Below are 13250 nucleotides of genomic sequence, written 5' to 3' on the forward strand. Positions count from 1 at the left end.
CTCAACTTCCTGAAATTTTGCACAATTTTTTGTTAATAACGCTATTAATAATACTTTTAGCTGCAATCTAATTACGTGATTTTTGTCCAATATTAATAAGAAAGATCTATTAATATTCGACTTTAGTGGTGTATTACAACGTTAAAACTTGAGTTATGATGTTGGTAAGTTAAATTAACAAGATGGTTGAGCAAACCCATTGCTCGTTGGTACAAATAAACCATTAAATTCAAGATTTCAAGGATTAAGCATGCAAGAACTAAAAAGCCATTATCCAGTATTAGAGCAAGCCAAAGCTCACACGCATATCGATGCAGCGAAATATGACGCTATGTATAAGCAGTCAATTGAACAACCTGATGTGTTTTGGGCAGAACAAGCTGAAGAGTTTCTTGATTGGTATAAACCTTGGGATAGTGTTTCAGATGTAGATTTGCAATCAGCTAAAATTAACTGGTTTACTGGCGGTAAATTAAACGTTAGCTATAACTGTATTGATCGTCACTTAGCGACTAAAGCTAACGATACGGCAATTATCTGGGAAGGTGATGACCCGAGTGAAGATAAAAATATTACGTATCAAGAATTACACGACCATGTTTGTCGTTTTGCGAACTTATTAAAAGCACGTGGCGTTAAAAAAGGCGATCGTGTTTGTATTTATATGCCGATGATCCCCGAAATTGGCTACGCGATGTTAGCCTGTGCACGTATTGGGGCAGTACACTCCGTTGTTTTTGGTGGCTTTTCAACTGAAGCTATTCGTTCACGTATTATTGACGCAGATTGTAAAGTTGTTATTACTTCTGATGAAAGTCTTCGTGGTGGTCGTGTTATACCACTTAAAGTTAATGTTGATGCGGCAATAGCTGAATGTCCTAGTGTTCATTCTGTCATTGTTGTTGAACGTACTGGCGGCGACGTTGCTTGGAATGACAAAGTAGATATTAAATATCAAGCAGAAGTTGCCAAACTTCCGGCTATTTGTGAGCCAGAAGTTATGGATGCTGAAGACCCTCTCTTTATCTTATATACCTCAGGCTCAACAGGCACTCCAAAAGGGGTTTTGCATACTTGTGGTGGTTATTTACTTTATGCCGCAATGACCCATAAATATGTCTTTGACTATAAAGAAGGCGAAATCTATTGGTGTACAGCCGATGCGGGTTGGATTACTGGTCATTCTTATATTTTTTATGGCCCACTAGCTAATGGCGCAACAACACTAGTATTTGAAGGGGTTCCTACTTACCCTGATGCTGGCCGCTTTTGGCAAGTATGTGATAAACACCAAGTTAATATTTTTTATACCGCACCAACCGCTATTCGCGCACTAATGAGTGTAGGTGATAGTTTTGTAGAGAACGCAAACTTATCATCGCTACGCTTATTGGGTACAGTTGGCGAGCCAATTAACCCTGAAGCATGGCAATGGTATTATAAAGTTGTAGGTAAAAGTCAGTGCCCAATTGTTGATACTTGGTGGCAGACAGAAACGGGAGGGATTTTAATAACGTCTTTACCTGGCGCGGTTGATATGAAACCAGGCGCAGCGGGCAAACCATTTTTTGGTGTTAAACCTGCCTTATTTGATAAAGATGGCAATACCTTAGAAGGTGAAAACCAAGGTTTGTTAATGGTAACAGGCAGCTGGCCTGGACAATTGCGCAGTGTTTATGGTGATCATGACCGCTTTTATCAAACGTATTTAAGTCAATACCCTGGAAATTACTTTACTGGCGATGGTGCAAGAAGAGACGAAGATGGCTTCTATTGGATCACCGGACGTGTTGATGACGTATTAAATGTTTCTGGACACCGTTTAGGTACTGCTGAAATTGAAAGTGCTTTAGTCTTGCACCCTGCGGTTGCTGAGGCTGCGGTAGTAGGTTATCCACACGAAATTAAAGGTCAAGGTGTTTACGCTTATGTCACTTTAATGAATAACGCGGCTGAATCTGATGCATTACTAAAAGAGTTAACTGAATTTGTTGCTAAAGAGCTAGGTCGCTTTGCTAAACCTGATTACATACAATATGCGCCAGGTTTACCTAAAACACGCTCTGGAAAAATTATGCGACGAATTTTACGTAAAATTGCTGAGAATGATCTAGACACTTTGGGCGATACTTCAACATTAGCAGATCCTGCTGTTGTAGATAACTTAGTAAGTAATCGCATTGTGCATGGCTAGCATTTAGTGAAATTTTATAGAAAGCGCCGAAAGGCGTTTTTTTTTATCCAAATTTTAATAATAGGGCTGTACCGAGGTAAATTATAGTGTAATATAAACGATACAAAATAAGTAAACATAAATTTACATTGAGAAAGGTTTAAAAAGTGCACAATCTGCAATACCGATATTATTACCTCCCATACTTTATCTAGTCGCTTTTTGCGGCCTAGTTATTAGCAGGCATACCTGCTAACCGAAAATGTTTTACTTAACAGCTTAGTTCACTACACAGATTAACTATTTATATTAACAGCTTACTTTAATTGCTCTCTATTCAGGAAAGAACCATGTCAAACTCAAGCTCAACTGCGTCAAACGCAACCGAAATACCTAAAAGCAGATTGAACGATGTTCATGTGAATGCCGAAGACGTTTTAATTACCCCTAATGCATTGCGAGAAGAATTACCTTTACCTGAATCAGGAAGGGTTTTTGTCAAAAATGCTCGCACAATTATTGCTAATATCATTCACAAAAAAGATCATAGATTATTAGTAATTTCTGGCCCTTGTTCTGTGCATGACTTAGATGCAGCAAAAGCATACGCGAGAAAGTTAAAAGTATTGCATGATAAGTACCAAGATAGTTTATACATTGTAATGCGAGTATATTTTGAAAAGCCTCGTACTACTGTTGGTTGGAAAGGTTTGATTAACGATCCGCATATGGATGGTTCGTTTGATGTAGAAAGTGGTTTGCGTAAAGCACGAGAATTATTAATCTATTTAACAAAGTTAGGTTTACCTCTAGCCACTGAAGCACTAGATCCAATTAGCCCACAGTACTTAGCTGAATTATTTAGTTGGTCGGCAATTGGTGCGCGAACAACTGAGTCACAAACTCACCGTGAAATGGCCAGTGGGTTATCTATGCCTATTGGTTTTAAAAATGGCACGAGTGGTGGCTTAGGTGTCGCTATAAATGCTTTACAATCTGCGGCTTCTTCACATAGGTTTATGGGAATTAACCGTTTAGGGCAAGTGGCACTAATTAAAACGTCTGGTAATCCAGATGGCCATGTCATTTTACGTGGTGGTAAAAAGCCCAATTATGATGCGGAAAATGTTGCGTTATGTGAAGCGGAATTAGCCAAGCAAAATTTAGAGCCTGGCATTGTGGTTGATTGTTCACACGGAAATTCAAATAAAGATTACCGTCGACAACCTATCGTGGCAGACAATGTATTTGATCAAATTTGTGCCGGTAATAAAACAATTATTGGTATTATGCTTGAAAGTCATATTAATGAAGGTAACCAAAGTGCAGATTTACCATTTAGTGAACTTAAATATGGTGTTTCGGTGACTGATGCTTGTATTGATTTTGAAACCACTGAACAACTTATTGCTGCCGCAAGTGCTAAGCTTGAAGTGGCTTTAAAGAAACGAATCGATTAACTGTTATTGCATAGGAATAGTTATTGCCAATGAACAATGAACTTACATTTGAACAACAGCTAGGCGAGTTGCGTAACGAAATTGACGATATTGATAGTCAACTCGTAGCGCTTCTGGCTAAACGTCGCGCCGTAACCACTAAGGTTGGTTTACTTAAAAGCGCGGTAGGTATGCCAATTTTTGCTCCAGAACGCGAAGCTAATTTATTAAAAGTTCGCCGTGAGCAAGCGATAGAAGCAGGCTTATCACCCGAGTTAATAGAAGATATTCTTCGCAGGTTAATGCAAGATTCTTATATAAGCCAAGATGCTAGCGGTTATCGTTGTGTAAACCCTGATTGCAAAAAAGTGGTTGTTATTGGTGGAGAAGGGCAATTAGGACGAATATTTGTTGATTTATTTAAGCGTTCTCAATATCAAGTGCATTCTTTAGAACAAGACGATTGGCCAGACAGTGCACAGATTTTAGCGGATGCTGGTTTGGTCATTGTTGCGGTACCTATTCGATTAACTGCGCCAGTAATTCAAAAACTAGGTACTTTACCTAAAAACTGTATTCTGGCCGATGTTACGAGTGTAAAAGAAGCACCTTTGTACGAAATGATGAAAGTGCATGCTGGACCTGTAGTGGGTTTGCATCCAATGTTTGGTCCTGATGTTACCGGCTTAGTTAAACAAACTATTATCGCCTGTGAAGGACGTTTTGAAGACCAATACCACTGGCTGCTTGAGCAGTTTAGAGTATGGGGCGCTAAAATTCATCCTGTTGAAGCTCATACTCACGACCAAGCAATGTCTATGGTGCAAGTAATGCGACATTTTTCTACTATTGCTTATGGTTATCATTTAATGGCTGAAGGTGCCGATATTGCTCAGTTGGTAGAAATGAGCTCTCCTATTTATCGCTTAGAATTGATTATGGTAGGACGCTTATTCGCCCAGAATCCGATACTTTACACCGATATTATTTTTGCCAACCAAGATAATATTGCTATGATGAAACGCTTCGCTTATCGGTTTTTAGAATTGCTTGAAGATGTGCAACTTGATGATAAAGAAGCTTTTACAAAAATGTTTTCTCAAGTTGCTGAGTGGTTTGGTGACTATGCGGATGTTTTTATGCAGGAAAGTAAAGAAATGTTAATAAAAGCCGATCAGCTTAAAAAGCACTAAATAAATCATAGTAACTAAAGCGTGTTAATTTAGTTAATCAAGGTTAAGGAATTAAATGAAAAATATTTCATCAATACTGTTCAGCTTTTTTATCGTCGTGCTTTCTGCATGTGCAAATAGCGAATCAAAAAGTTCTGGTATGGTAATAGGCGAAATAGGTCAAGAACAACTATTGAGCGAATATCAATACTTTCAGCAAAGTTATCGTATGTATAACTTGTCTGAAGAAGAAATACTTGAAATAAAGCGCTGGCCTAAAGGCTTACACGTTGAGGTTTATTTTGGCACATGGTGTCATGATAGTCAGCGAGAAGTGCCTAGGTTTTTAAAGGTTTTGAGCGAAAACGCCGATATGACATCTCGTTTAATCGGTCTTGACTATAATAAATCTGAGCCTAAAGGCACAGCTAAAATACATGATATAAAGTTTACGCCCACTTTTATTGTTTATCGGGATAATAAAGAGATTGGCCGAATTATTGAGCGCCCTAAAATCTCACTAACAGCAGATATTTCTAGCATGCTATAGCAACAGAAAATAAACATAAAAAAATCGCATCGAAGCCAGCTTCAATGCGATTTTTTATTTTACAGTTTTAACTTATTGAGCTTAAACTAAAACAGTTGAAACTCATTGGCTATATGTATAGTGCTAAAGTTTAAAACTTGTAGGCAATACCAACCGTAATCGAGCTATCAATCCATAATGAATCTTTGAAGTTCGCACTACAAAGCTCTTGTTGACAAAACATAGCATCATCTTCATCAATGAGTGTTGCATATGCACGTAACTCGGTTACTAGCGCCACTTGTTTAGAAAATTCATAACGAGTGCCAAAAGCAACGCTTGCAGAAGGGTAAACTTCATCACCACCTTGATCTGCATCGAAATACGCACCACCAAAACCTAAACTTAAAGTCGTTACATAGTTTTGTTGGCGAAATAAAGCTACGCCGTTAAAGTGGGCATAAGTGATGTCTAGCGAGTTATTTTCAGCGTTTTCGCCAACAAAGTCGTGGCTAACACGATTTAACAACACTTGGCCTTGGCCATTTACATTTTCTTCCCAAGCAATACCAATGGCAATATTACTTCCTGAATCTGTGCTGATATCACTATTGTCGCTTGCAACTAGGTCAGAGCCAAACATTTGTCCAACCATAACGCTTAATTCAAGCTGGTTTGCATGCACGGTTTTTGAAACAATTAAAGAGCAAAGCATTGTTATTACTATTAACTGGCAGTTCACTTTCATTACAACTTATCCTATGGTTTTTATTTTTATAATCCTAGCTAATGCCATCACTGGATTTAGCTAGGGTTACCACTCAAGATTTAAAATTAGCCAAATAAATCAGTTAATTTCTTTTTCGCTTTTTCTTTAAGCTTTTCTTTAGCATCATCGGTTAGTTTTTTCTTTTGTGTTTCTTTTGCTTGTTGCCAAATTTTAGATAAAGCTTGTTTAACTATTTCACTACCTAGTTGGCTAGCAGGCAAGCCAGCTTCACCACCAACATTGCTTAACGTAATGTCAGGTAATGAAGCGCTGTGTTCTTTATTACCAAAAGCACTTAAATCAATAGTGAGTGCAGTTCCTGCAAGTATAATTTTACTGACTTTTATTTTAGGTTCTTCACCGCCAGTAGACTCTGTGGTATTTGCATCGCCTTTAGGAGTGTTACGCTCAATAGCATCTAAAATATCTTGAATGTTAGAGCCGCCAGTTTGTGTAAACTGAACAAACGCTTGAGGCGATTTAATCACAATAGCGTCAATAATAATGGGAGAAGACGTTAAGCTTTCTAAGTTAATATCAAGCGTAACTTCTTCTAAAGCGAAAGCATTAGGTTGGCTATAGCTCTTTGGATTAGCTAAATTAACACCTAAAATACTCCCTGCGCCACTTGCTAATTTAATGTCGACAGCCTTTACAGATACAGTTTGCTCTGTAACTTGTGTACCCACTGTTTCAATTTGATTTTTAATATAATCGTTAAGCGAGCCATTAGCTAAAAACCAAAGAGCTCCACCGCCAAGTAATAATAAAATAACAATAATTGAGGCAATAATTTTCACGAATTCAATCCTTAAATGTAAAGTGTGAAGTTATAGCAAATAGTGCTAATTCTTCATCTGGTGTATGTATAATTAAATTATATCTTAATAATCACAAAGTTAATTAATTTTTTATGATTTGCGACCAAAGCCTTAAATCTTAGGCTAAGTTGTATCGAGCAGTACTATTTTCTAGGTTATAGTAATACTACTGTAATTTTTCGCAAATTTAGAGATTTTGATTATGTCTGCCGCTATAAGTCGTCGTATACCTTTGTTTTTACTCGTTGGCGTATTAATCGCATTAATTGTTTATTTACAATGGCCAAAACAGGTATCTAATCAAACTAAGCATCAGCGTGTCGTTTCGGTTAAAACAACCAAAATTGCTTTAGCTGAGTTTAAAGATGCTGTTGAGGCTGTTGGTACTTCACGTGCGAATGAAGAAGTTATTATTACCAGTAAATATTCAGACGTAATAGATGAAGTTTTATTTCAAGATGGTGAAAGCGTTAAAAAAGGTGCAGAGCTGGTTCGCCTTAATAGTCGTGAAGAAGCTGCAAAAGTAAAAGAACTTAAAGCTAACCTTGAAGAATCAGAGTCGCAGCTGAATCGTTTTCAAGATTTATACAAACAAAAAGCCACATCTAAGTCATTGGTAGATCAACAAGAAGCAAAAACTAAAGCGATTTCGGCACAATTGTTGAGCGCCGAAATAAAACTCGCAGAATTAACTATTAAAGCACCATTTTCAGGTGTTTTAGGTTTTCGTGAAATTAGTTTAGGTGCATTGATTAATGTCGGTGATGTGATCACAAGTTTAGATGACCTTAGTATTATAAAAGTAGACTTCTCTGTTCCTGAGCGGTATTTAACAACCGTATCTATTGGTCATAGTATTGAAGCCACCAACACGGCATATAAAAATGAGGTGTTTATTGGTGAAATCACGTCAATAGACTCGCGTGTAGATAGCGTTACTAGAACGTTAAAAGTAAGGGCAAAAATTCCCAATGACGAAGGGAAGCTTCGTGCCGGAATGCTGTTAAACTTGCAAGTTGTTCGTAAAATAGAGCAAGTATTACAAGTGCCTGAAAGTGCGGTTATTCCGATTGAAAATGATCACTTTGTTTTTGTGGTAGAAGACGATAAAGCCGTAAAAAAACAATTGCAAATTGGCCGACGTTATCATGGTTACGTTGAGGTACTCAGTGGGCTGGAAGTCGGCGCTGATGTGGTTATTGAAGGCGCTTTAAAGCTGCGCGATGGTGTTGCGGTTACTACTCAGGAGAGTAAATCGTGATTTTATCTGATCTTTCGGTTAAACGTCCTGTTTTTGCTACGGTAATAAATTTACTCTTAATTACTTTTGGTATTGTGGCATTTTTAACTTTACCGCTGCGTGAATACCCTGATATTGACCCGCCAGTAGTGAGTATCAACACCACATATCCCGGCGCTTCAGCTGCGATAGTTGAAAGTAAAATAACACAAATTCTAGAAGATCGAATTAGCGGCATTGAAGGCGTGAAATCGATTAACTCGAATAGCCGTGTTGGTCGTTCAAATATCTCTATTGAGTTTGAATTAGACCGAGATATTGACGCGGCAACTAATGATGTTCGAGATAGAATATCACGTGCGCTTAACAACCTACCCGAACAAGCCGAACCGCCAGAAGTTTTTAAGGCGAATGATGATGAAAGCACCATTGTATGGTTTGTTTTACAAAGTGACGCTATGAGTACGTTACAGCTAACCGATTATGCAGAGCGCTATATTGTTGATCGATTTTCAGTCGTTGATGGTGTTGCACGCGTGCAAGTTGGTGGTGGTAGAACTTATGCGATGAATGTAGTACTGAACCGAAAAGCCATGGCTGCTAGAGGTGTAACGGTTAATGATATCGAGCAAACTTTACGTGCTGAAAATGTTGAACTCCCTGCAGGTAAAGTAGAGTCCATTGAACGAGATTTTTCAATCAGGGTTGAACGTAGTTATTTAACAGTAGAAGACTTTACGACTATGGTGGTGGCGCGTAATGATACTAAATCATTAGTTTACCTTGGTGATGTTGCTAAGATTTCTTTATCCGCCGAAGATGAAGAAAATATGTTTCGTGGCAACGGCAAAAACATGGTTGGCTTAGGTATCATTAAACAGTCAAAAGCGAATACTTTAGAAGTTGTTAAAGCGGCACGAAAAGAGATGACGTTAATACGTGAAGGACTACCTTTAGGTACAACTATCACCAACAGTTATGACTCATCAGTATTTATTCAAGGTTCTATTGATGAAGTATACAGTACTTTAGCTATTGCTATGTTAATGGTAGTGCTGGTGATATTTTTATTCTTAGGCAATGTTAGAGCAACGCTAATTCCTGCTGTTACTGTTCCTGTAGCACTTATTGGCTCTATGATGGTGCTTTCGTGGCTTGGCTTTTCTATCAACTTATTAACCTTACTTGCTATGGTGTTGGCCATTGGCTTGGTTGTTGATGACGCTATTGTTGTGTTAGAAAACATTTATCGTCGTATCGAAGGTGGGCAAACGCCTTTACTTGCCGCTTACGAAGGGGGGCGAGAAGTCGCATTTGCGGTTATTGCAACTACCTTAGTACTCGTTGCTGTATTTGTACCTTTGATCTTTTTATCAGGTAATGTCGGACGTTTATTCACAGAATTTGCGATTGCTATTGCTGCTGCGGTAATTTTTTCGAGCTTAACTGCTTTATCATTAACGCCGATGATGTGTTCAAAAATGTTGAGGCATAAAAAGCGTAGCTCATCATTTGGTCAGAAGTTGGATAAGGGATTTGCCAGTTTAGAAGCGGCTTATGGCCGCGCAATAAAAGCCAGTATTCATCAACCTTTGACTATTTTCATTGTCATTATTTTATCTTTATTTGCAGTTTATACTTTATTTAGTGACCTGCCTTCAGAATATACCCCTAAAGAAGACCGCGGCAATTTCTTCGTGGTAATGCGAGGCGCAGAAGGTGCAAGTTATGAAAATAACGTTAGAAATATGCAACAAATCGAAGAAAAGCTCTTAACGCATCAAGAAAATGGTGAGCTTGATCGCGTGCTGGTTCGTGTGCCAGGCTTTGGCGGTACTGGAGGAATTGCAATTGTTGGTATGCCGGCATGGAAAGATCGTGTTATCGATACTTTTCAATTTATTAACAAAATGAATGGCGAGTTATCTCAAGTAACCGATGTAAGAGCATTTGCCATGATGCGCCGAGGCTTGGGCGGCGGTGGCGGTTCTGCTTCGCCTGTAGAATTTGTGTTACAGGGTAATACTTATGAAGAACTTGCAAAGTGGCGCGATATTATTATCGCTAAAGCTCAAGAGAATCCAGGTCTGAGTGGTATAGACAGTGATTACAAAGAAACTTATCCGCAACTATTAGTTAAAATTGATCATAATCGTGCGTTCGATCTCGGGGTGTCGGTTGGTGATATAGGGCGCACGCTTGAAACCATGCTGGGCCAGCGACGAGTTACAAACTTCGTAGAGCGCGGAGAAGAGTATTATGTAGTGGTTAAAGGTGAAAAAACCGATTTCTCTAACCCGAAAGATATTGATAATATTTTTGTTCGCTCAACCGTAAGTAATGAACTGGTTCCTCTTTCTAATTTGATCACCATAGAAGAGAATGCCACATCTTCAAGGCTGAATCGTTTTAACCGACTTCGTAGTGTTACCATTAGTGCTAATTTGGCTGATGGTTATGCCCTTGGTGAGGCGTTAAATTATTTAAATAATGCGGTGGCTGAACACTTACCAGAAGAAGTACAAGTTGCGTATAAAGGCCAGTCTCAATTACTCCAAGAGTCAGGTAACTCAATTGCATTTATCTTTATACTTGCATTAGTGATTACCTATTTAGTTTTATCTGCTCAGTTTGAAAGTTTTATTCATCCTTTTGTTATCATGTTGACTGTACCGTTAGCGTTAGTGGGCGCTTTAGCAGGTCTGAAGTTAATGGGCATGAGCCTGAATATTTACAGCCAAATTGGTATTGTTATGTTAATTGGTTTAGCAGCAAAAAATGGTATTTTAATCGTTGAGTTTGCTAACCAATTACGCGATAAAGGTATTGCTTTTGAAGAGGCAATAATTGCAGCAGCAACCCAGCGTTTAAGACCGATTGTAATGACCACATTTACAACGGTAACTACGTCTATTCCTTTAATTTTAGCGGCAGGGCCAGGTGCTGAAAGCAGAATGGTTATCGGTATTGTTATTTTTGCTGGTGTATCGTTAGCCAGCATTTTTACACTCTTTATTGTACCAGGAGCTTACTATTGGCTTTGTAAAAATACCGGCTCACCACAAATTATTGCTCAAGAAATAGACCGACAACAAGCACTAATTAGCAATAATAAAATCTAGATTAACAAAACATTTTAAAACCCAATTAGCAGTAATGCTAGTTGGGTTTTTTGTTTTATAGCGCAACGTTTTTGGTCATTAAGTTAACCGCTCTTTAATTTACAGCTATAGCTATGTATAAAAAAACATCGACTTGATTAAAAATTGAACATGAGATATAAAGTAGGAAAATAATAATAATAAATAGTGGAAATAACCATGTTCGACATTAATAAAAAGCTCTGGTCATTTAACTTTGGCTGTTTAATTGCGGGGTCTTTAGTTTGGTTAGTTCATGTGGGTAATTTAGCTCCTGTACCTAGTATCCTTCATCCCCATACCGATTTTATTCTTGATTATTATTCAGGTTCAATCACGGCGTTAAGTGCGATCATTGTTACTATATTCATGCTAGTTTTTATGCATAAAGCTTTTAAAATATGTGCGAGTGAGCATACCTTTTGGTTGTTATTACCTACTTTATGTTTTCTAACATTAACGCTGCTTATTGGTCAGTTTATGCTGGTTTCAGTGATGTTCGCTGCAGTACCAATATTAATTGTTCTGACATTTAGTGCGATTTTATTTCGTTTGAAAAACAGGCGTAAAACTCTAGCGTGAAGATATTATTTCCGCGTAATTCAAATTTTCGATAGAAAAAAGGGCAGTTAAACTGCCCTTTTTAATATGCTTAATAAATACTAACTTATTGCGCTACTTGGCACATTTGTTGGGCTGATATGCTCAATCGGATAACAACCTAAAATTTTAATGAAATTAGTTTGCTCAGTAATTTGGCTAATAGCCTCTTGTAATGCTAAGTGCTTTAAATTCGCTTCTACATCAATATAAAACATTTCTTCCCAAGGTCGTCCTTGAATAGGGCGAGACTCAAGCTTACACATATTAATACCTTTATTTTTTAATACTAAAAGACATTCAACAAGTGCGCCCGGTTTTTGTCCTGTAGCTATTACTAAAGTGGTTTTGGCTGGAATTTGTTCTGCTACGTCAATGGGCTTTCGTGCGACTAAAATAAAGCGGCTATGATTTTCAGTTTGATTAGCAATCGATTTTTCTAAGGCATGTAATTGATATAAGTTTCCGCCTTCTTCACTACCAATAACCGCGACGGTATCGTCTTGTAATTGATAAACTTTGGCCATAGCATCAGCGGTACTTTCACAATATTCAATACGAATATCGTTTTGTTTATCAAGGAAGTTACTACATTGAGTGAATGGCTGTCCATGAGCATAAATAGTTTTAATTTTATTTAGCTTAGTGTTCACCGCTGTTAGTAAGCAGTGTTCAATAGGCTGAGTTATTTCACCAACAATCGATAAATTTGTATGTTGAAGCACATCATAAACTTCATTAATGCTGCCAGAGCTGGTGTTTTCTACCGGTAACATGCCGTAATCGACTGATCCAGACTCAACTTGTTGCATAATTTCAGCAAAACTTTGACAACCGCTTTCAATAATTTTTTCAGCGCGGCGAGAAAAGTAACGGTGACTTGCTAAGTAGCTGTATGAGCCTTTATCTCCTAAAAAGGCAACACTTACGGTTGGCTCTTGTATATTAGGGTTTGCTAGTGTTTGCAGGTAAGCTTGCTGGTTTAGTACTGAGTCTTCAATAATGGTTTGAAAAACACTGGTAACGTAATGTGCATCTAGCCCAAGTGCTTTACCTTGCGTAATAAGGCGAATAAGTAACTCTTGCTCTCGCTGTTGATCCCGCACCGGGCGAATTTGATGTGCTTTGCTTTTGGCAACATTTAGCGTTAGGGCACGACGTTCAGCAAAAAGGGTCAGTAATTGCTGATCAAGGCTGGTAATCTTTTCACGTATTTTATTTAAGTCTAATGCTTCGTTCACCGTGTTTTCCTAATTAGTTGATATGAATTTACGTACTATAAATAAAGTGTTTTAGTAACTTTTACTGATGAAGTCTATTTATTACCATTACTAAAATTAAAAAACCTCCTAAAGGAGGTTTTCTTA

9 protein-coding genes and 1 pseudogene are annotated in these 13250 nt (G+C 37.9%); 7 read left to right on the forward strand and 3 right to left on the reverse strand.

Annotation, left to right across the window (positions count from 1 at the left end):
* Window positions 1-250: 250 nt before the first annotated feature.
* The 4 genes from acs (at window position 251) to B6A32_RS03625 (ending at window position 5334) form a co-directional block, all read left to right on the forward strand.
* Window positions 251-2194: an acetate--CoA ligase gene (gene acs / locus B6A32_RS03610; protein WP_085301331.1), complete on the forward strand. Its 1944-nt coding sequence runs from the start codon at window positions 251-253 to the stop codon at window positions 2192-2194.
* A gap of 368 nt (window positions 2195-2562) precedes the next feature.
* Entirely contained in the window at window positions 2563-3633 is a 1071-nt protein-coding gene (locus tag B6A32_RS03615) for a 3-deoxy-7-phosphoheptulonate synthase (RefSeq protein WP_085301549.1), read from the forward strand.
* A 29-nt stretch (window positions 3634-3662) separates the two neighbouring features.
* On the forward strand, window positions 3663-4805 hold the full coding sequence (tyrA, locus tag B6A32_RS03620) for a bifunctional chorismate mutase/prephenate dehydrogenase (RefSeq protein ID WP_085301332.1): 1143 nt from the start codon (window positions 3663-3665) through the stop codon (window positions 4803-4805).
* Between the two features lie 55 nt (window positions 4806-4860).
* Window positions 4861-5334, forward strand: a complete 474-nt coding sequence (locus B6A32_RS03625) for a thioredoxin family protein (RefSeq protein ID WP_085301333.1) — start codon at window positions 4861-4863, stop codon at window positions 5332-5334.
* A 130-nt stretch (window positions 5335-5464) separates the two neighbouring features.
* Here the strand turns inward: B6A32_RS03625 and B6A32_RS03630 are convergent, their stop codons facing one another.
* Both B6A32_RS03630 and B6A32_RS03635 read right to left on the reverse strand, forming a co-directional pair.
* The gene (locus tag B6A32_RS03630; protein WP_143327864.1) at window positions 5465-6028 is read right to left on the reverse strand and encodes an outer membrane beta-barrel protein; all 564 of its coding nucleotides are present in this window, start codon (window positions 6026-6028) and stop codon (window positions 5465-5467) included.
* 119 nt (window positions 6029-6147) lie between these two features.
* Window positions 6148-6882: a hypothetical protein gene (locus tag B6A32_RS03635; RefSeq protein WP_085301335.1), complete on the reverse strand. Its 735-nt coding sequence runs from the start codon at window positions 6880-6882 to the stop codon at window positions 6148-6150.
* 223 nt (window positions 6883-7105) lie between these two features.
* Here B6A32_RS03635 and B6A32_RS03640 point away from each other — a divergent pair, with 223 nt between their 5' ends.
* From B6A32_RS03640 to B6A32_RS03650, 3 genes are all read left to right on the forward strand, one after another.
* Window positions 7106-8164 (forward strand): efflux RND transporter periplasmic adaptor subunit, encoded by a 1059-nt coding sequence (locus B6A32_RS03640; protein WP_085301336.1) that lies wholly within the window; start codon window positions 7106-7108, stop codon window positions 8162-8164.
* Window positions 8161-11265, forward strand: a complete 3105-nt coding sequence (locus tag B6A32_RS03645) for an efflux RND transporter permease subunit (RefSeq protein WP_085301337.1) — start codon at window positions 8161-8163, stop codon at window positions 11263-11265. Before B6A32_RS03640 ends, B6A32_RS03645 begins: the two co-directional genes overlap by 4 nt.
* Window positions 11266-11463: 198 nt before the next feature.
* On the forward strand, window positions 11464-11865 hold the full coding sequence (locus B6A32_RS03650; protein ID WP_085301338.1) for a hypothetical protein: 402 nt from the start codon (window positions 11464-11466) through the stop codon (window positions 11863-11865).
* Between the two features lie 128 nt (window positions 11866-11993).
* Here B6A32_RS03650 and pheA read toward each other — a convergent pair.
* Window positions 11994-13124: pseudogene (gene pheA, locus B6A32_RS03655) on the reverse strand (prephenate dehydratase); the annotation flags it as partial.
* Window positions 13125-13250: the final 126 nt, after the last annotated feature.

Origin of the sequence: Colwellia polaris (genome assembly GCF_002104515.1) — a bacterium.
Classification (GTDB): Bacteria; Pseudomonadota; Gammaproteobacteria; order Enterobacterales; family Alteromonadaceae; genus Cognaticolwellia; species Cognaticolwellia polaris.